At 75.3% G+C, this 20194-nt stretch carries 14 protein-coding genes and 2 tRNA genes; 14 read left to right on the forward strand and 2 right to left on the reverse strand.

Annotation, left to right across the window (positions count from 1 at the left end; translation table 11 throughout):
- The first annotated feature begins 63 nt into the window (after positions 1-63).
- Positions 64-5442 (forward strand): AAA domain-containing protein, encoded by a 5379-nt coding sequence (locus OG689_RS24150; protein ID WP_266322988.1) that lies wholly within the window; start codon positions 64-66, stop codon positions 5440-5442.
- A gap of 86 nt (positions 5443-5528) precedes the next feature.
- A tRNA-Met gene (locus OG689_RS24155) sits at positions 5529-5602 on the forward strand.
- 23 nt (positions 5603-5625) lie between these two features.
- Here OG689_RS24155 and OG689_RS24160 read toward each other — a convergent pair.
- Entirely contained in the window at positions 5626-6156 is a 531-nt protein-coding gene (locus OG689_RS24160) for an NUDIX hydrolase (protein WP_266322989.1), read from the reverse strand.
- 158 nt (positions 6157-6314) lie between these two features.
- Between OG689_RS24160 and OG689_RS24165 the strand changes: the two genes are divergently transcribed.
- The 6 genes from OG689_RS24165 to OG689_RS24190 all read left to right on the forward strand — a co-directional run bounded on the left by OG689_RS24165 (position 6315) and on the right by OG689_RS24190 (position 11741).
- A tRNA-Met gene (locus OG689_RS24165) sits at positions 6315-6388 on the forward strand.
- Positions 6389-6592: 204 nt separating this feature from the next.
- Positions 6593-7282, forward strand: coding sequence for a DUF4097 family beta strand repeat-containing protein (locus OG689_RS24170; RefSeq protein ID WP_266322990.1), 690 nt, complete (start codon positions 6593-6595; stop codon positions 7280-7282).
- A 73-nt stretch (positions 7283-7355) separates the two neighbouring features.
- On the forward strand, positions 7356-8579 hold the full coding sequence (locus OG689_RS24175; RefSeq protein WP_266322991.1) for a sensor histidine kinase: 1224 nt from the start codon (positions 7356-7358) through the stop codon (positions 8577-8579).
- Positions 8580-8633: 54 nt separating this feature from the next.
- The gene (locus OG689_RS24180; RefSeq protein ID WP_266322992.1) at positions 8634-9314 is read left to right on the forward strand and encodes a response regulator transcription factor; all 681 of its coding nucleotides are present in this window, start codon (positions 8634-8636) and stop codon (positions 9312-9314) included.
- 113 nt (positions 9315-9427) lie between these two features.
- Entirely contained in the window at positions 9428-10045 is a 618-nt protein-coding gene (locus OG689_RS24185) for a hypothetical protein (protein ID WP_266322993.1), read from the forward strand.
- 214 nt (positions 10046-10259) lie between these two features.
- The gene (locus OG689_RS24190; protein WP_266322994.1) at positions 10260-11741 is read left to right on the forward strand and encodes a WGR domain-containing protein; all 1482 of its coding nucleotides are present in this window, start codon (positions 10260-10262) and stop codon (positions 11739-11741) included.
- A 43-nt stretch (positions 11742-11784) separates the two neighbouring features.
- On the opposite strand, the gene OG689_RS24195 is transcribed toward OG689_RS24190, so the two are convergent.
- Complete coding sequence (locus OG689_RS24195) at positions 11785-14268, reverse strand: helicase-associated domain-containing protein (RefSeq protein ID WP_266322995.1); 2484 nt, start codon at positions 14266-14268, stop codon at positions 11785-11787.
- Between the two features lie 181 nt (positions 14269-14449).
- Between OG689_RS24195 and OG689_RS24200 the strand changes: the two genes are divergently transcribed.
- The 6 genes from OG689_RS24200 to OG689_RS24225 all read left to right on the forward strand — a co-directional run bounded on the left by OG689_RS24200 (position 14450) and on the right by OG689_RS24225 (position 20144).
- Entirely contained in the window at positions 14450-15187 is a 738-nt protein-coding gene (locus OG689_RS24200) for a Sir2 family NAD-dependent protein deacetylase (protein WP_266322996.1), read from the forward strand.
- Positions 15188-15471: 284 nt separating this feature from the next.
- Positions 15472-16890, forward strand: coding sequence for a methyl-accepting chemotaxis protein (locus OG689_RS24205; RefSeq protein ID WP_266322997.1), 1419 nt, complete (start codon positions 15472-15474; stop codon positions 16888-16890).
- Positions 16887-17411: a hypothetical protein gene (locus OG689_RS24210; protein WP_266322998.1), complete on the forward strand. Its 525-nt coding sequence runs from the start codon at positions 16887-16889 to the stop codon at positions 17409-17411. Before OG689_RS24205 ends, OG689_RS24210 begins: the two co-directional genes overlap by 4 nt.
- 44 nt (positions 17412-17455) lie before the next feature.
- Positions 17456-18115, forward strand: coding sequence for a VWA domain-containing protein (locus tag OG689_RS24215; RefSeq protein WP_266322999.1), 660 nt, complete (start codon positions 17456-17458; stop codon positions 18113-18115).
- A 14-nt stretch (positions 18116-18129) separates the two neighbouring features.
- A complete protein-coding gene (locus tag OG689_RS24220; protein ID WP_266323000.1) occupies positions 18130-19161 on the forward strand; it encodes a protein phosphatase 2C domain-containing protein in 1032 nt (343 codons plus the stop codon).
- Positions 19162-19169: 8 nt separating this feature from the next.
- On the forward strand, positions 19170-20144 hold the full coding sequence (locus tag OG689_RS24225) for a hypothetical protein (RefSeq protein WP_266323001.1): 975 nt from the start codon (positions 19170-19172) through the stop codon (positions 20142-20144).
- Positions 20145-20194: the final 50 nt, after the last annotated feature.

Below are 20194 nucleotides of genomic sequence, written 5' to 3' on the forward strand. Positions count from 1 at the left end.
TACGATCTCGACGGCACGCGAACCCTTCCGCGTACGGCCGCCCCGATGGTTGAGTGAGGCACCTTGTCCAGCCCAGGCGCAGAGACCTCCGGCGAGAACAAGCTGAGAGTCCGGCAGATCTTCCGCTATCTCGCCGAGGCGGGGGAGAGCAAGGTCAAACCCGTCCGCTCCCTCGACGAGTCGGCCCGCCATCTGCTCTGGCTGTCCGAGGTGCCGCAGGGAGACTCCCGGATCTTCAGCTTCCTCGACACCTCGCCGGAGAGCGCCGCGGCCGGCTGGCTGAGCGTCGAACGACCGGAGAACCGGCCCTGCCCCCTGCCGGACCCGGAGCTCCGCCGCTGGCTCCAGGGCGCCGACCTGACCGACCACCGGCAGCCGGCGCCGCCGGCGCTGCGCGATTCCGTCGAGGTGCCGGAGGAGGTCGTCACCCCCGGCGGAACCTCGCCGGCGACCAGGACGCTCCTGCGCCGGGACCTGCCGTCCCGGCAGCGCCTGGAGGCGCAGTACACGGACTGGTCACGCACCTGGAGCCACTGGGCGGCCCGCAAGCGGGCCGACGCCCCGGTGGGGAAGCTGTACGAGCAGCTGTACCGGATCCACGAGGACGTCACGGCGCTGGGCGAGAGCTTCGAACTCGTGCTCTCCTTCGGCCTGCTGACCTGGGAGGCCGAAGGGCAGCAGATCCGCCGGCACCTGCTCTCGGTCCGGGCGGTGCTGGAACTGGACACCAAGACGGGCGGGCTGCTCCTCGCCGCCGACCCGGACGCTCCGGGCCCCGCGCTGGAGGAGAGCATGCTCGACGCGGGGCAGAAGATCCGCAGCGAGCCTCGCGAGACGATCCTGCGCCTGCTGGACGAGGCGGGCAGCGTGAGCGGGCCGGAGGGGATCGAGCTGATCCACCGCGCCCTGGAGGCCTGGGCGATCGCCTCCCACGAACGCGGCAGCTACCTGCCGCAGCGCGTCCGGCACCGGCCCGCCTCGACCGGGCAGCCGGTGGTCAGCTTCGCGCCGGCCGTCATCCTGCGCGAGCGCAGCCGGCGTACCAACATCGAGGCCCTGCAAGGCATCGCCCGGCAGATCGAGCAGGGCGCCGAACCCACCGGACTGCTCGACTTCATCGCCGGGGACGGTGCGCTGACCGCCCCGGCCGACGGCGAGGGGCCGTCGCCGGCCGCCGCCGGCCCGGTCGAGACCTACTTCGCGCTGCCCTCCAACGAGGAGCAGCGCACCATCGCCGAGCGGCTGCGCGGCAACCGGCTCGTCGTGGTGCAGGGCCCGCCCGGCACCGGCAAGACCCACACGATCGCCAACCTGGTGACCGACCTGCTGGCGCACGGACAACGGGTGCTGATCACCAGTCATACCGGTCGGGCACTCAAGGTGCTGAAGGAGAAACTGCCGGCGAGCATCCGGGAGCTCTGCGTCAGTCGCACCGACGAAGGCCTGGTGGCCCAGCAGGAACTGCGCGGATCCATCCAGGCCATCCTGGAGCGGCAGGGAACGTACGACGAGCGCGAGTACCTGCAGCGGATCGCCGGCAACGAGACGCGCCTGCGCTCGGCCCGGACCACCCAGGCGCTCGCCCTGACCGCGCTGCGGGCGATCCGCGAGCAGGAGGTCTACCAGCACCCCGCGGACATCGGCGACTACGCGGGCACCCTCCAGCAGATCGCCCGCCGGCTCGCCGAGGACCAGCCGGGCCTCGGCTGGCTGGGGCCGGTGCCCGCCGCCCGGCCGGGGATCACCTCGGCCGCGGCGTCCGCCCTGCTGGCGGCCGCCCGGGCCTACACCGGCGAGCACCGCGCCGCCGTCGAGTCCGTCGACGTGCTGCCGGGGCCGGCCGAACTGCTCGGGCCGACCGCCTTCGAACAGGCCGTGCTGGCCGTCCGCGACGCCCAGGAGGGCCTCGACCTGCTGCGCGGCGGCGAGGCCGGCTCCCTCGACGAGTCGGCCTCCCGGCTGACCCCCGGGGCCCAGGACGCGGCCGCGCTGGCGCTGGAGGCGTTCACCGCGGCCCGGGCGGCGGCCGAGAGCGCTGTACCCGGATGGGCCGCACCCCTGCTGGAGGAGGCGCTCACCGGACAGGACTGGCAGCTGCGCGGGCGGTGGCGGTCGACCGGCCAGGCCCTGGAGGGCGCCCGGGAGGCCGCCCGGCTGCTGGCCGGCGGCCGGGTCGACGGCCTGGAGGCCTATGACCTCGCAACGGCACTGACCCTGGTCACCGCGCTGCGGGAGGGCCTGCTGGCGGGTGAGCGGCTGCGCGGCCCGTTGGGCATCAGAACCAGATTGCGGAAGGTCGTCGGGGATTTCCCGGAGAAGATCCGGATCGACGGACTCGTCCCCGACACGGTGGAGGGCGCCACGCGCGTCCTGCACCGGGTGAACCTGGAGCGGCACCTGCAGGACGTCGAGCGGGAATGGGGCGCCGGTGCTCAGGCGTGGCAGGCCCCCACCCGCCGGCTCGCGGAACTGGAGGCGCAGACCGCGGCGCTGCGGCGGCTCGGCGAGCTGGCCGAGCGGCGCTCCGAACTGGTCGCCGCGCTGGCCGCGGTGCCGGTGCTGACGGTGAAGCCCTGGCATCAACCCGCGACCTGCGACGCGCTGCGCGACGCGCTACGGGCCCGCGCCGCCCTGCGGGCCGCCGAACTGCCGCGGCAGCAACTGGCCGCGCTGGAGCAGACCCTGGTCGGCTGGGCCGACCGCCCGGGCACCGCGGACGCACCGCTGCGCCGACTGCTCGCGGCCGTCCGGTCCCGGGAGAGCGCGCAGTACCGGGACATCGCGGCCGAGCTCGACGACCTGCGCGGCTCGCTCGCCCTCAAGGAGGCCTTCGAACAGGCCCGGGGCCCGGTCGCGTCCGTGCTTCCGGCGCTGGCCCGGGAGCTCGCGGAGCGACCCGGTGACCCGCGGTGGGACGGCCGGCTGGCGCACGTCGAGCAGGCGTGGGCCTGGTCCGCCTGGTCGGCCCGGATGCGCGACCTCACCGACCCGGCCGCCGAGGAGAAGCAGCGGGCGGTGCTGGCCGAGGCGGACGCCGACATCCGGATCACCCTGGAGAAGCTCGCGGCCGACCGGTCCTGGTACGGCTGCCTGCGGCGTCTGACGGACCAGGAGACGGTCGCGCTCACCTCGTACCAGCAGAGCGTCGGCCGGTTCGGGAAGGGCACCGGCAAGTACGCGCACCGCTACCGGGCGCAGGCCAGGGAGAGCCTGCGGGAGTGCCAGGGAGCGGTGCCGGCCTGGATCATGCCGCTGTACCAGGTGACGGCGACCGTCCCGATGGACGAGGCCGGGCGATTCGACGTGGTGATCATCGACGAGGCCAGTCAGTCCGGGCCGGAGGCCCTGCTGCTGGCCTGGCTCGGCAAGAAGATCGTCGTGGTGGGGGACGACAAGCAGGTCAGCCCGGCCAACGTCGGGGTCGACCAGGAACAGCTGTTCCAGCTGCAGAACCGGCAACTCGACGCTCTGCCGGCCTCCCGGCGCAACCTGTTCAGCCCGACGGCCAGCTTCTTCGACATCGCCGGCGGCCTGGCCGGCGGCCGGGGCCGGCTGATGCTCCGGGAGCACTTCCGCTGCATGCCGGAGATCATCGGGTTCTCCAACGAGCTCTCCTACAACGGCAAGCTGCAGCCGCTGCGGCAGTACGGCGCCGACCGGCTGCCGCCGATCCGGACCGTCCACGTCCCCGGCGCGTACATCGAGGGCACCGGCCAGCGGCAGCGCAACCGGGCCGAGGCCGAGCGGCTGGTGGAGGAGATCGTGCGGTGCTGCGCCGACCCGGCGTACCGGGGCCGGAGCATGGGCGTCATCACCATGCTGGGCGGCGGTCAGCGCCAGGAGATCGAGGACCTGCTGGTCGAACGGCTCGCCGTGGACGAACGGCAGCAGCGCCGGATCCGGGTCGGCGACGCCGAGGACTTCCAGGGGGACGAGCGCGACATCGTCTTCATCGGGCTGGTCGTCAGCCTGGCGGGCGCGGACGGTCCGCGCCGGCCCGGTCCGTTCGCCAGTGAGGCGATGCAGCAGCGACTCAACGTCGCCGTGTCCCGGGCCCGGGACCAGATCTGGCTGTTCCACAGCGTGGTCTCCACCGACCTGGGGCCGAACGACCTGCGCCGCCGCTACCTCGACTACTGCACCCGCCCGGCCGAGGAGCAGGACGGCCTCGGCCTGGACGACGTCACCCCCGACACCCGGCACGAGGCCTTCGACAGCCTCTTCGAGCAGCGGGTCTTCCTGGCCCTGCGCGGTCGTCGGTTCCGGGTCCGGCCGCAGTATCCGGCCGGCAGGTTCAGGATCGACCTGGTGGTCGAGGGCGGCACCCGCCGGCTGGCGGTGGAGTGCGACGGCGACGCCTTCCACCATGAGGGGAACGCCGACGAGGACGCCGCCCGGCAGCGGGAGCTGGAGCGGGTGGGCTGGACCTTCGTCCGGATCAGGGGAAGCCGGTTCTTCCTGGATCCGGACCGCGCTCTGGAGCCGCTCTGGTCCGAGCTGGACCGGCTCGGGATCGAGCCCGAAGGGGCCCGCGGGGCTGGTCCCGGGGCTGTTCCCGCGCCCGCTGCCCGAGTGCTGCCCGCGCCCGCTCCCGCCGTCCCCCCGGCGCCCCGGCCGGCAGTCGGGGCGGTACCCGCTCCGGCAGGGGCGCCCGGGTCCGTCCGGGGGCCGGCGCCCGTGGTCCGACCCGCTCCGGACCCCGCTCCGGACCCCGCGGCGGCTGCCGCGGGCGGTCCCCTGCCGGGGGAGCGGGCCCGCCGCGGGGTGCTGCGGCTCGGCCCGGTGCTCCCGCCGGAGCCGGCCGCCGGGCCGGTTCGGGCAGCCGCCGCCGCCCCGCCTGCTGCCACCGGCCCTGCCGCTGCCCCGCCTGCTGCCACCGGCCCTGCCGCTGCCCCGCCTGCTGCCACCGGCCCTGCCGCTGCCACCGCCCCGGTGGCCGGCCGACCGGTACCGGCGGCGCGGACCGCCCGACGCGCGTCCAGGTTCTCCTTCCCCGTGACCGCCGTCTCGGTGAACGCCTACCGGCGGGCACAGCGGGAGCTGCACTTCCTGGAGGACCGCATCGGGGCTCCCGCCGAGGTCGTGGTCGCGGTGGACGCGGCCGCGCTGGCCGCCCGACGGGCCGGGCAGGACCAGGCCCGGGCACGCGACGAGGAGCGCCGGGACTTCCTGCGGGCCTACCTGGACGAGGTGACCCCCGATCCGAGGCTCACCGGGGTGGGCGTGGTGGTGCCCGGGTCGCTCGTCGGGGTGGAGCACCAAGGCGATCCGGAGATCGTGCTGTACAGCGTCTCCTCGATGGCGAGCCCGGAGGCGGTGCGGATCTCGCCCAACTCGGACCTGGCCAGGATGCTGCTGTGGTCCGAGACGGGGGAGCACTTCTCGTACCCGACGGGTGCGGGCACCACCGAGCACGCCGTGGTGCGCTTCATCGAGGACTGAGGTCGCGGTTCGTGCTGCGCACCCGGCAGGCCGCTACGGGCCGATTAGGTGCCGGGTGGGATGTCGCGTAGTGTCGTGTCTACCGACGCGGGGTGGAGCAGCTCGGTAGCTCGCTGGGCTCATAACCCAGAGGTCGCAGGTTCAAATCCTGTCCCCGCTACTCAGTCGAAGGGCCCGGAGGCTTCAAGCCTCCGGGCCCTTCGCGTTGTCGGGGTGGGACGTCGCGGCGGGCCCGCCGAGGTGGAGGTAGGCGGTCCGGCCGGTGCGGCGGGCCTCGGCCGCCGCCTCGACGATCGAGCGGCGGCGCGGCGCCAGCACCGGTCGCCACCGCGCCAGCGGCAGCACGCGCAGTTCGGTGTGCTCCTCGGGGTCGAGCCGGATCTCGGCGATCCGACGGCCGGTCAGGGTGCCGCCGTCGAAGACCAGCCCGACCTTGAACGGCCAGGGCCCGGACGGCGGGCCGAAGATCACGGCCAGCAGTGCGCCCGGCTCCTCGGGGAGCGCGAGGCCGGTCTCCTCCTGGGCCTCGCGCCGGACGCAGCCCCAGGGGTCCTCGCCGAAGTCCAGGTTGCCGCCGACGAGTTGCCACTCCTCCGGGTCGTAGACGGAGCGCAGCAGCAGCGGGTTGTGCTCCTCGTCCGTCAGATGGGCGGTGGCGAACAGGGTGCCGTGCGGAAGCGTCCGCAGGTACTCGGCCGGTGGCAGTTGTTCCACGGTGCTCTCCTGGGCCTCGGGGCCGGCCGCCGGTGCCCCGGCCGGGGCGGCCGGGCCGGCCGGCGTGATCGTATCCGCCGGCGGGAGGGCCGCGGGCCCATGGCGGCGGAAATGGATTGGTCGCTGGGCCCGATGTCGCGTAGTGTCGTGTTCACCGACGCGGGGTGGAGCAGCTCGGTAGCTCGCTGGGCTCATAACCCAGAGGTCGCAGGTTCAAATCCTGTCCCCGCTACTTGCAGGTGAAGGGCCCGGAGGCATCAAGCCTCCGGGCCCTTCGTCGTACGCCCGGGCCCATGCCCCCGGTGCGCCGGGTGTCCCTCGTGCGGGGGAGGCGGGCAGACCGCCCGTGCGGGGGATCCGGTGGCGGCGGCCGGCGGGGGAGGCTCGGTGCCGCCGCCCCGGGAGCCGGGGCGCTCCGGGAGACCGAGGGGGACACATGAAGCGACGGGTGCTGGTACGGGTCGGGTCGAAGCTGGCGATCACGGCGGCCGTGGTGGGCGGGATGAGCGGCTGCCTGATCGACGACGACCAGGAGCGGGTGGTGGTCTACGGCGTCGCCGACCCGGTGCGGACCCTGGTGGTCCAGGGCCACACCGGCGACATCAGGGTCACCGGTGGCGGGACCGCCGTACGGGTCACCGAGCGCCGGACGTACCGCGGGGCGGAGCCGGTCACCACCCGCACCACGGCGGACGGCACGCTCACCCTCGGCTACCGCTGCCCGGACGGGGACTGCGGGGTCGGCTACGACATCGAGGTGCCGGCCGGGACGGCTCTCCGGGTGGAGAACGAGACGGGCTCGGTGGCGCTGTCCGGCCTCGGCGCCGAGGTCGACGTGCGGACCGGCACGGGCGACGTGACGGCGAGTGCGCTGGCCTCGCGGACGGTCCGGCTGGAGGCACGGACCGGCGGCGTCTCGGTGAGCTTCAGCACCGGGCCCGAGAGCGTACGGGCGACCACCCGGACCGGTGACGTCCGGGTCCAGGTGCCGGCGGAGGGCAGCTACGCGGTCGAGACGGCGACCCGGACGGGCGACGTGAAGGTCGGGGTGGCCGGGGACGACGCCGCCGCCCGGCGGATCACCGCCCGGACGGAGACCGGCGACGTGACGGTCGCCGATGCCTGAGGGCGGGGCGCGCCGCCCGCCGGTAGGGCATGATCGTCCGAACGGGGGAGGCCGGCCCCCGCCCGGGGGAGGGGTGGACGCGGTGGTGGCGAACTGGACGGCCGGGGTGGCCCGTTGGACTGCGGGGCAGCGGCGGCGCCTGGCCGGGGTGAACCCGTACGTGCTGGACAGCCTGCTGGCGCTGTTCTCGGCCGCGGTGTCGTTCTGGTCGGTGTGGAACGACCAGGTGGCCCGCCCCTGGTGGGTGTACGCGCTGGCGATCGGTACCGCCGTTCCGCTGCCCTGGCGCCGCCGCCACCCGATGTCGGTGGCCGCGGCCAGCGGGCTGGTGTCGGTGGGGGTGTCGGTGGCCGCGCACTCGTCGATGCCGCAGATCCCGGTGTACGCCGTCCTGGCCGTCTACACCGTCGCCGACCGGGGCCGGGAGTGGCAGCGGATGCTGCTGCTGGCGATCCTGGTGGTGTCCAACATCGTCGGCACCCACTCGGCCGACGGGATGCTGTTCAGCCTGCTGCTCACCATCGGCACCTTCGTCTTCGGCTCCCTGGTGCGCGAACTGCGCAGGCTGGCCCGGGTGGAGGCGGAGCGCGCGCACGAGGTGGGGCTGCGGGCGGCCAGCGACGCGGCCCGGGCGGTCGCGGAGGAGCGCGGGCGGATCGCCCGGGAGATGCACGACATCCTGGCGCACGCGGTCTCCCTGATGGTGGTCCAGGCGGAGGCCGGCCCGGTGGTGGTCCGCTCCGACCCGGAGCGGGCGATCCGGACCTTCGACACCATCGCCGACTCCGGCCGGGACGCGATGGTCCAGCTCCGGCGGGTTCTGGGCGTCCTGAAGGAGGACGGGGCCGGCCCGCAGCTCGCCCCGCAGCCGAGGCTGGCCGAACTGGCGGCGGTGGCCGAGCGGGTCCGGGAGGCGGGCGTGCGGGTCCGGCTGGAGCTGCCCGGGCCCGAACGCGCCCTGCCGGCGGACGTGGAGGCCACCGCGTTCCGGATCGTGCAGGAGGCGCTGACCAACGTGGTCAAGCACGCCGGCGCCGGCGCCGCCGAAGTCCGGGTCACCGGTGCGGGCGAGGTGCTGGAGGTGCTGGTGTCGGACGACGGCCAGGGCGTCCGGCCGCGGGCGGACCGGGCGGTGAGCGACTGGTCGGGCGGCCGGGGCCTGGTCGGCATCCGCGAGCGGGCCGCGGCCTGCGGCGGCCGGGCCGAGGCCGGGCCGCGCGCCGACGGCACCGGCTTCCTGGTGACCGCGCGGTTGCCGCTGGGCGCCGTGGTGCTGGTGGAGCGGGCCCGGGCCTGAGCGGGCCGGGCCTGAGCGGGCCCGGGACACCTACGACGGAGAGGGAACGGACCGATGGATCCGATTCGGGTGGTGGTCGCCGACGACCAGGAGCTGGTGCGGGCCGGGTTCGGGATGATCCTGGACGCCCAGCCGGACATCGAGGTGGTGGCCGAGGCGGCGGACGGCGCCCAGGCGGTCGAGGCGGTCCGGACGCACCGCCCGGACGTCCTGCTGCTGGACGTCCGGATGCCCGTGATGGACGGGCTGGAGGCGGCCCGGCAGGTCTGCGCGCGGTACCCGGAGACCAAGGTGATCATGCTGACCACCTTCGACGCCGACGACTACGTCTTCGACGCCCTCTACGCCGGGGCCAGCGGGTTCCTGCTCAAGGACGTCCGCCGGGACGACCTCGCGCACGGCGTCCGGATGGTCGCCTCCGGCGAGGCACTGCTCGCCCCCTCGGTCACCCGCCGGCTGATCGGCGAGTTCGCCGCCCGCCGTCCCGCCGGGGCGACCACCGCCGCCCGGGCGCCCTCGCGGCTGCTGGAGCAGCTGACCGCCCGCGAGCAGGAGACCCTGCGGCTGCTCGCCCGCGGCCTGTCCAACGCGGAGATCGCCGCCGAACTCGTGGTCAGCGAGCACACCGTGAAGACGCACGTCAGCAACGTGCTGGCCAAACTGCACCTGCGTGACCGGGTGCACGCGGTGGTGTTCGCGTACGAGGCGGGTGCGGTGGTCGCCGGCGAGGGGTGACCCTCACCCGTGCGGGGGAGGCGGCCGGTTCGCCGGTACGGGCGATCCGCCGACCGGGGGCCGGCAGGCAGGCTCTGCGGTGTCGGACCACACCGCCCCGAGAGGAACCCGTCATGACCGCCACCACCAACGCCCGTGCCACCGGAGTCGCTTCGATCGCCGCCCCGGCCCTGCTGGGACTGTACGGCGGGATCCGGCTGCTGGCCGGGTCCCGTGCCCCCGGCCCCGGCTGGACGGCCGGGCACACCGCCCTGCTCGCCGGACTGCTGCTCTTCGTCCCGGTGTTCGCCGAGCTGCGCCGGCTGGTCGCCCCGCGCCGCCCGGCCGGCCGGGCGGCCGCCAACCTGATGTCGGGCCTGGCCTACGCCGGACTGCTGGCGTCGGCCGGACAGAGCGTCATCGACCTGTACGTCGGGGCCAGGGCCGCCGACCGGGCCGAGCAGAACCGGTTGTTCGACCAGATCCAGGGCCACCCCGGCGTCCTGCCGGCCTTCTACACGGTCGGGCCGGTGCTGTTCCACCTCGGCCTGCTGGCGCTGCTGGTCACCCTGGCGGCCGGCCGGGCCCGGCGGGTTCCGGTGTGGAGCCCGGTCCTGGTGCTGGCCGGCACCGTGCTGATGGCGGCCGACCTGGACCTCATCACGATCGGTGCGGCGCTCTGGCTGGCCGCCCTGGCACCGCTGGCCCGCCGTACCGGCCGGGCGGGGCGGCCGGCAGCCGCGGCGCTCTGACCTCCCGTGCCGCGGTCAGGGCGGCGACCGGGCCGGGGACGGAGGGTCAACTGTCGGTGGTGGCAAATAGGTTCTCCTTTGTCGACGGACGGCGCCGCCGGGCCCGCCGATCGCCCGGCCGCGCGCCCCGGCACCGGCCACCGGCCGTACGCCGCCCCGGCCGCCCGCCACCCCCGCGACAGCCTTCTTGCCGACTCCCCGGGAGGGACCGCCGATGTCCGCCACCACCGCCCCCGCCACCACCGCCCCCGCCTCCGACGAGCAGGTCACCTACCTGGAACTGTCCGAGGACGAGGGCAGCGGCAGCGCCCACAAGTTCTACGAGGTACGCCAGGCCGGCGCCGCACTGACCATCACCTACGGGCGGATCGGCGAGCCGGGCCAGGCCAGGACGACGGCCTACGCCACGCCCGAGAAGGCCGCCGCGGCCGCCGCCAAGAAGGTCGGCGAGAAGGTCCGCAAGGGGTACGCCCCGGCGCAGCGCGGGGTGCGGCAGAAGCGGGCGGTCACCCGCCGGGCGATCACCAGTACCCGGTCGAGCGCCAGCCAGGCCCCCGTGCTGTGGCGGTTCAAGTCGGGCGCGGCCGCGTTCGGGATCTTCGTCGGCGACGAGCACGCCTGGGTCGGCAACGAGTCCGGCGACGTCTGGACCCTCACCCACGACGGTGAGGTCACCGGCCGCTACGGGCTGCCGGACGGCGTGAAGTGCATCGTCGCCGACGACCACTGGATCTACGCGGGCTGCGACGACGGCCGGGTCTACGACCTGGGCGGCAAGATCCCGCGGGTGGCGTACGAGATCGCCGCCGACGTCGACATCTACTGGCTGGACATCCACGACGGCGTCCTCGGGGTCTCCGACGGCGCCGGCGGGATCACCACGGTCGATCACGAGGACGAGTTCCAGTGGCGGCGCAAGGGCGCCGGCGGCTCGGGCTGGATGGTCCGCTGCGACGAGGACGGCGTCTACCACGGGCACTCGCGCGGGGTGGGCCGCTACTCGACGCGCGGTGGCGAGGAGCTGTGGCAGGTCGACACCCAGGGCGCCGTGCTGTTCGGCTGGCAGGAGCCGGGCGAGGTCTTCGCCGGCACCTCCCGCGGCTGGGTGTACCGGCTGCGCAAGGACGACGGCTCGACCGTCGCCCGCTACAAGTGCGACGCGGCGGTGTTCTCCTGCGCCACCTCGCCCGACGGGAAGTACGTCTTCGCGGGTGACAACCACTCCTCGGTGTACTGCTTCGCCGCCGACGGCACCCGGCTGTGGAAGCTCGGCACCGGCTGCGGATCGGCGTACAGCATGCAGTACCGCGACGGGCGGCTCTACCTGGTGACCACCGACGGATCGCTGGCCTGCCTGGACGCGAGCGAGGAGGCGGTGCGCGCGGCCGAGGGCGGTCGGCTGCCGCGGACCGCGGACGTGAAGGCCGCCGGCTGGGAGCGGGTGGTGCCGGGCGTGGAGCTGGAGACCGTCAGCGCGGCCGCGGCCGGGGCGGGCGGCGGCGTGGAGGTCGAGTGCGTCCAGGAGGGCGCCCGGACCAGGATCCGGGTGGTCAGCGCGGGCTTCGACCCCGCCCGGCGGGTGCAGTTCCCCAAGGACATCCGGGTGCCCGGCGCCCGCTACCTGGTCGCCGAGGTGCTGGAGTCGGGTGACGGCGGCTTCTACCGGGCCCGCGGCGAGATCAGGCGCCTGCTCTGAGCGGGCCCGGCCGGGCGCCGGCCCTCGGGCGGTGTGCCGGCGGTCAGTCCCCGTCCTGCGCGGCCGGGCCGAGACCCAGCACCGCCGCCGCCAGCTCGGCGGCGGTGGCGGGGCCGCGGCCCAGGAACCGGCGGGCCTGCGCCAGCGAGGGCATCGGGTTCTCCGCCCGCTCCTCGGCGGCCCGCTCCACCACGGTCGTCCCCGTCTCGGCCTCCAGCACCGGTGCGTAGCCGGCCGTCCGCAGCGCCGCCAGGGTCTCCTCCGGCGGCGCGGTGCTGATCAGCACGGTGGGAGCGATCCGCCGCAGGCCGATCCGGGCCAGCGAGCGGACCTTGGACAGTTCCAGCACCAGTGCCTCGTCGTCCGAGCGGACGCAGCAGGCACTGCGCACCACCCGCATCCGGCCGTGGGTGCGGGCGGTGTCCCTGAGCAGGTACTCCAGCGCCTGCGGGAGCGGCAGTCCGCCCTCGGAGACCTCGGCCAGCCGGGCGGCCAGCTCCGTCGCGTCCGAGCCGGCGTCCAGCGCCCGGCGGACGGAGGCCGGGCCGATCCGCCACACCACGGCGTGGCCCTCGGACTCGCGGTCGGCGACCGCGGAGAGCAGCTCGGTGAGTTCGGGCGCGGCGGAGCCGGCGACCACGGCGGTCAGGTCGGCCTGGAAGCGGGCGGTGGTCCGCGGCGGCGGGACGAGATCGGCCAGCGCGGTGCGCAGGGCGTCGACCGCCGTACGCAGCGCCGGGTGCCGGGTCAGCCGGACACCGGTGCCCGGGACGGCCGGGAACCAGCGGTCGGCGCCGGCCCGGAGCAGGGCCAGTACCGCGTGGCCGACCGGGGTGAGCGCGCCGTGCGCGACCACGCCCAGCAGTTCGGCCTCGCGCAGGGTCGCGGCGGCCCGGCCCAGGGTGTCCGCCCCGGGCGCCGCCGTGCCCGCTCCACCCGCCGTGCCCGCCGTGCCCGTGAGCGCCCCGGCCGGGTCCGCGGTGTCGAGCAGGTCAGGCCTGAACCAGGCGGCCCCGGCCAGCAGTTCACCGAGCGCCCGGTCACCGGTGGCAGCCGCCGGGCCGATCCCGTACCCGTCGGGGAGCCGGGCCAGAGCCTCCAGCAGGGCGTGCCGCAGCGGCACGGCGGACCGGTCCTGCGGGGTGACCAGGGCGACCGGGACCTCCTCCGCGTCGCGCCGGTGGCCGAACACCTCGGGGGTGACGGCCCAGGTGGCGATCAGCGGCACCAGCCGGCCGGCCGGCGGGGCGACCAGCCATTCGTCGTACCGCGCGGTGGGCAGGATCCGGGCGGGCTGCGGCGGCGCGGGCCGGCGGCCGCGGGTCGGCGGCGGCGCGTCCCGGTGCGGGGCGACCAGGCCGGCGTTGGCCGCGAGGTCCAGCCACAGCCGGGCCTGCTCCTCGGACGAGCCGCTCGCCTTGGCCAGCCGCTTGGTGTCCCGTACGGCGACGCCGCCGGCCTTGCGGACGGACAGCGGCTGCGCGGCCGTCGACCGGAGCAGCAGTTCGACCCGGGAGGCGGTGACGGTGGCCGTGGCCTGCGCCTCGCCCGTCCAGCCGGCTGGCAGCGGCACGAGCGCCAGGACGGCCGGCGGCAGCGGGTCGTACGGCAGTGGTTCGGCCGGGTCGCGCAGCGCCAGGGCGACCTCGCGCGGCAGCTCGGCGATGTCCGGGCCGACCGGTACCAGCAGGCCGCGGTCGGCGAGCCAGTCGGCGCCGGGATCACCCGAACCGTCCGGCCGGAACAGGAACTTGCCGCCCGACCCGTAGTAGCCGCCGGTGTCGCTCACGAAGCAGTAGGTGTGCAGCCGGGGCGGACCGGCCGCCAGCGCCGCCAGCAGGGCGGCGGCCTGCGGCGGGGCGTCGGCGAGGGTGGCGCGCAGCCGTTCGGCGTCCCCCAGGTGCTCCTCGACCTGGCTTTGGGCCTGGTCCCGGTTGCGGCTCGGCGGCAGGCCGAGCTCGTCCGCGACCCGGGCGATCTCGGCCGCCCGGTAGGCCGAGGTCAGCAGGACGCCGGCCGGCCGGCCGAGCCCCCGCAGCTCGGGCACCCGCTCGTGCAGCAGCCCGGGCACGGTCAGCCGCTCGCCGTGCGGGGGCAGCAGCAGCGCGCGCCCGGCGAGCGCGTCCAGCTCGGTGGCCGCCCGCCCGCCCAGCGCGTCGAGCAGCAGGGAGCGCGGCACGGCCCGCTCGGCGGGATCGGCGCCCGAGCCGCCGCCGAGGCCTTGGCGGTAGGCGGCCTGCGTCCCGGCGAAACCGGACAGCCCGGCCGGGCCGGCGGCGCGCGGGGCGGGTCCGTGCAGCCGCTCGGCGAGCACCGCGATCGCGGTCAGGACCTGGGTCTCGGCGGTGTTCAGCCCGGTCAGGGCGGTGGCGACGGACGCGTTCCCCAGCAGCTGTTCGGCGAGCCGGGCGGGGTCGTCCAGGCCGGCGGCGCCGGTCCACGGCAGCCGGCGCTGTTCGAGCAGTTCGGTCAGCTGCTCGGCGGTGCGGGTGGTCAGCCAGGTCATCAGGGCGTCGGCGCTGGTCACAGGCCCCACGCTAGCGGACCGCGGGCGGGCGCCCCGGCGCGTTCGGAGGACTGGCCCCCAGGGTGTCCCACCCGGCCCCCTCGGGGGCTGGCGGGCTCGCGCCGGGGGCGCCCCGCAGGTCGGTGCGGACCGGCCGTTTACTCGGTGGCGGCCGCGCCCGCCGGGCCCGTACCGTCCGGGCATGAACGCGAAGCGTCCCCTGATCGCCGTCCTGACCGGTGCCGGTGTCTCCACCGACTCGGGCATCCCCGACTACCGGGGCCCGAACGGTGTCTGGCAGCGCGACCCCGACGCCCAGCAACTCGTCACCATCGGCCCGTACCTGGCCGACCCGGACGTCCGCCGCCGGGCCTGGCTGATGCGCCGAGACGCCGGGGCCCTGGCGGCCGAGCCCAACGCCGGCCACCTCGCGCTGGCCGAGCTGGAGCGCTCCGGGCTGCCCGTCCGGATCCTCACCCAGAACGTGGACGGGCTGCACCTGCGGTCCGGCCTGCCGGCCCGCAAGGTGCTCGAACTGCACGGCACCGCACGGGAGGTGCAGTGCGTACGGTGCCGTACCCGCGGCCCGATGGGCGAGGTGCTGGAGCGGGTGGCGGCCGGCGAGCCCGACCCGCCGTGCGCGGCCTGCGGCGGCATCCTCAAGCCGGCGACGGTGATGTTCGGCGAGACCCTCGACCCGGTCGTGCTGGCCCAGGCCGAGACCATCGCCAAGGCCTGCGACCTGTTCGTCGCGGTCGGCAGCACCCTCCAGGTGTACCCGGCCGCCGGGCTGGTGCAGGTCGCGCTGGAGGGCGGCGCCCGGCTGGTCGTGATGAACGCCGAGCCGACCCCGTACGACCCGGTCGCCGACGAGGTGATCCGCGAACCGATCGGCACGGCCCTGCCCGCGCTGGTCCGGCGACTGCTGACGGAGGCCTGAGCGACGGCGGGCGTGGGGGCACCGGGTGCCGCGAGGTGCGGCTCCCGGTGCCAGGTCACGGATGTGCTTCCGGTGCGCGGACTGTGCCCCGGGTGTGCAGGATTCTGCGCTACGCTGCCGCTGGAACAGGCCGGTCGGGTGCGGAGTATGACGCTGCGTCATCCTCGTGGGGGAGTTGTGCCCGGCTGTTGACCGCCGCCGGTGGACCGCCGCCCGCGTGCGTGGGCCGCTCCAGGGTTGGCAGGCCGCCGCATCCGCCGGTATCTCAGCGAAGGAGCACCGCCATGGCTTCGGGCCATCTGCTCGACCGTGACACGATCGCCGGCGAGCTGCGCGAGCTGGCTTCCCGGCCGGGCCTGGCGACACGTCAGGGAGAGTTGCAGGAGCTCGGATCGGCGCTCTCCGGTCGCGGCGACGTCGACGCCTGGGCCGAACTCGACCTGACTCACGTCTTCGTCCGGCCGGAGAGTGTGCGGGCGGCGGTGGTGCCCCGCTCGGAGCACCGGGTCTGGTCGTTGATCGAGATCGCTCTGGGGACCTTGGTGTTCCTGCCGCTCCTGGTCACCTGGTCCGGCCTGATGCAGGCGACCAGCGCCTACCAGGCACTGATCGGCAGCGACGCGACCCAGGCGGGCCGCCCGTTCCTCCAGTTGTGGCAGTCCGGCTTCGAGGGCCGGCTCGCGGCCTGGGCCACCTTCGGCCATGTCGCCCTGTACGCGACCCTGTTCATCGCGGTGCTGCTCGCCCTCTCGGTCGTCCACGGCAGCCGCAAGGCCGGGGCGGACCGCCGGGAGGCGGCGGCGGCGCAGGAGGCCGAGAGCCTGCTCGCGGAGCTGGTGCCGCTGCTCACCCGGGCCCAGCTCGTCCTGCACGAGCGGCGCCGGGCCGCCCCGCAGCGCTTCGCCGCCGAACTCACCGGCGCGGCCCAGACCTTGGAGCGGCTGGGCAGTCAGGCCGTCGACACCCAGCGTGACCTCGGCGAGGCGGCCCGACTGGTCGAACAGTCGCTGGTCGCCGCCAAGGACCGACTGGCCGACGTCGGCGCGTCCGTCGACCCCCTGCAGCAGGCCGTCCGCAGGGTCGAGAAGGCGCTCAGGGACGGCGTGGGCCAGCTCTCGGACACCGTCCGCGACAGCGCGGGGCAGCTCTCCGTCACCGTTCGGGACGGCGCGGCCGCCACCGACAGCCTGGTCCACCGCAGCGGACAGCGCAGTACCGACGCCGCCGAGCTGGTCAAGCAGGCCACCGACCGGGTCGGCGCCGAACTCGCCCGGGCGGGCGACCGGGTGGAGGACGCTGTCCGGGACCTCGCGGTCGCCCAGCGCGGGTTCACGACGGGTGCCGAAACCGTCGCCGACGTCACCGGCCAGGTGCTGGAACGTCTCGTCGACACCGTCCGGCAGGTCGCGGAGCTGGCCGGGCAGGTGGCCACCGCCTCCGACGCCACGCTGGCGGCGGCCGACCGGGTCGACCGCACCGCGGCCCGGCTGGCCGCCGACGTGCTGGACGCCGTCGCCGCCCGGCAGCAGCCGGCCCCGGTACCCCTGGCGGGGGAGGGCCGGCCGGTCGTCCTCGCCAAGGAGGACCACGGCGTCGACCTGCCCGGCCCGGCCCGGCCCCGGCCCGGCCAGTTCTCGGACGAGCCCGCCCGCCGGTCGACGCTCGAACTGGACGAGCTCCCCGTCCGGCAGGCCGGCCGGTGAGCGGCCGGTTCCGCCGCCCCGCGGCGGGCTCCCGCACGCTGCACCTCGCGGGCTGGCTCTTCGCGGACATGCTCCTGGTGCTGGCCCTGATCGCGATGGGTGACCAGGGCGACCCGATCGCCGCCCAGCGGGCGGCGGCGAAGGCGGCCGGCCCGTCCCCGAGCCCGTCGGCCGGGCCCGCGTCCCCGTCCGCGAGCCCCAGCCCGGTCAGCACCGGCCCGCGCGGGGTGGAGCACGACCCGGTGACGGTCGACGTCGCGGGGGACGGCGCCGACGCGGCCGGCCTGGCGGCCCAGATCCGCGCCGCGACCGACCGGTACGCCGGCCGGCAGGCCGCCGTGGTGCTCACCTTCGGCAGCAACCGGGACCCGGGGGCCGGCCAGGCCTACGCCCACACCGTCAACGGCCTGCTGGCGCAGGCCCGTCCGGAGATGTTCCAGGGCGCCACCACCCGGGACTTCATCTCGCTGGCGGACAACCCGAGGCACGCCTCGCTGGAGATCTACTTCTACACCCGCTGAGCGGAATCGGCCGGCTCGCGCAGGGCCCTGACAAAGGAGACGCAGTGCAGATCCTCCCCTTCTACGTGATGTGCGACGAGTCGGGTTCGATGGACGCCAACATCGGCGACCTCAACGACGCGCTGGCCGAACTCCACCAGGAGATCAGTACCAACCCGACGGTCTCGGACAAGACCCGCTTCGCGCTGATCGGCTTCTCCACCGAGGCCCACGAGCTGCAGCAGCTGGTCGAGCTGAGTGACATCGAGGAGCTGCCCGCGTTGGCGGCCTCCGGGCTGACCTCCTTCGGGAAGGCCTTCGAGACGCTGCACCGGGCCATCGAGCGGGACGTACCGGCACTGAAGGCCGAGGGGCACGACGTCTTCCGGCCGGTGGTCTTCTTCCTCTCCGACGGCATCCCGACCGACACCGACTGGGAGCGGCCGTACCAGGAGCTGCTCGCCTCGAAGTTCCGCCCGCACATCATCGCGTTCGGGATCGGTGTGGCCCAGCGCGCGGTGATCGCGCAGGTGGCGACCTTCAAGGCGTTCATGGGGACGGAGGACGGTGTCTCGGCGGCCGTGGCGCTCAAGGAGTTCGCGGCCAGCCTCACCCGCTCGATCGTCCGTTCCGTCAGCGGCGCGACCGCCGACGGAGTGGGGATGAGCCTGCTCGTGGACGATCACGTGCCCGGGTTCACCAGCGTCTCGCTCGACAAGCTCTGAGCGGCGGGCACCCGATGACCACGGAGTACTCCGCGCCGTACGAATCCGTCTACGCACCGTCCGAGCCGGCGGTCCCGGTCCCGCCGCCCGCGGAGCCGGTGAGCCTGTTCAAGCCCGCCCGGGCCGTGCCGTCCGCCGCAGGCTGGGCGGACTCGGAGCTGAACCCCGGCCCCGCGCCGCACATCGGCCGCAAGGCCCCGGCCTACCCACCGGAGCCCGCCGGCCTCCCGTCGGCCTCCGCGCCCGACCTCTACGCCTCCCTGCTGCCGGACACGGTGCTCGACGGCGGCACCTTCGGCCGGGTCGTGGTCCGGGCGGCCTCCGTCCGCGGCGACTCGCACCGGTACGCCGGCGAGTGCCGCCAGGACGCCCTGCTGGTGGCCGAGGTGGGTGAACTGGCGCTGCTCCTGGTCGCCGACGGCGTCGGCTCCCAGCCGCACTCCCAGCGGGGTTCCAACGGGATCGGCCGGCTGCTCGCCAAGCAGATCCGGAACAAGGCGTCCGCACTGTCGGGCTACCTGGCCCGGGGCGACGAGACCAACTTCGCCGGCCTGGTGAACAACGCCGTGACGGAGGCCGCGGCCGAGCTCAAGCAGGAGGCGGAGAGGCAAGGGCTGCCGGCCGAGGCCTACTCCACCACGATGCGGGCGCTCCTGGTGCCGCTCGACCCCGATGTCCGGGTCCGCGGGTTCGTGTCCGTGGGCGACGGCGGACTTCTCCGGCTCCGCGAGGGCGTCTGGACTCCGCTCGACCGGACCACCGACGCCCAGCCGGTGATCGACAGCGCCACGGACTGTCTGCCCGGGCCCTACCAGCACGCCCACGCCCGGCTGATCAGCGACGGCCGGCCGGCCGACGTGCTGGTGCTCTGCACCGACGGGTTCTCCCTCCCGCTCGCCGGTGAGGCCGAGATGAGGGAGCTCCTGGCAGGTCAGTGGGGTGGCAGACCCGTGCCCGGTCTGGCCGAGTTCCTCTGGCAGACCCAGGTCAGGGCCCGGAGCTACGACGACGATCGCACCGTCATCTGCCTGTGGGAGGGGCACTGATGGCGGGGGTGGACACGGTCCTCCTGGCCCTCCGGGACGGCGGGGACGTCGACGAGGGCGGGCTGGTCCTGTCGGGTGGGGCCGGCCGGGGCGGTCAGGGCACCATCCATCGGATCGTGGGGCGTCCGGGGCTCCTGTTCAAGCGCTACCTCCAGCCGGCCAAGGTCAACGGTGCCGCTCTCACCGACCTCGTCGGACTGCGCCACGCTCTGCCCCCCGCGGAGCGGGAGCGGTTGGACGCCCAGGCAGCCTGGCCGCTCTGCCGGGTGGTCGACGGCAGCCGTTGCGTCGGTTTCCTCATGCGCGAGGCCCCCGCGGCGATGCGCTGGCAGCCGGCCTCGGGCAGTCCGAAGCTCACCGAGCTCCAGCACCTGTTCCGGGCGGAGCGGCCGGCCACCCGCGGAGTGCTCCGCCCGGATCCCGCCGAACGGCTCGCCCTCGTCCTCGAACTCGCCGGGCTGCTGGACCGCCTGCACCGCTGGGGCCTGGTGCTCGGAGACCTCTCCGGAACCAACATCCTCTGGTCGGTCGCCCCGGAGCCGGCCGTCTACCTCATCGACTGCGACGGCGCCCGGAAGGCCGGGGCGCTGCCCGTCCTCGACCAGGCGGACACCCCCGACTGGGAGGACCTGCGGACCCCGCCCGGCAGCCGGGCCAGCACGGACAGCGACCGCTTCAAGGCGGCCCTGATCATCGGCCGGGCCCTCGCCCAGGACCCTTACCTCACCCCGGACCAGCAGCTCGACCCCCTGCCCGGGGTGCTGACCGAACGCCGCCTCGCCGCGGTCCGCCGGACCTGGGCGCAGGCCGGCGGCCCGTACGGCAGCAGGCCCGACCTGACGGCCTGGCTGCTGGCGCTCGGCGGACGCGACACCATCCCGCTGACCCGCGTCGTCGCGCCGCCCCCGCGCCCGGTGGACGAGACCATGTTCGACACCCGCGCCCCCCGCGGGCGGATCCGGCTCCCGCCCCTGCGGCCCTGACCCGCGGCCGCAGGGGCCGTCCCCGCTTACGATGGCTCCCCGACCCCGCA

Origin of the sequence: Kitasatospora sp. NBC_00240 (assembly GCF_026342405.1) — a bacterium.
In the GTDB taxonomy this organism is placed as follows: domain Bacteria; phylum Actinomycetota; class Actinomycetes; order Streptomycetales; family Streptomycetaceae; genus Kitasatospora.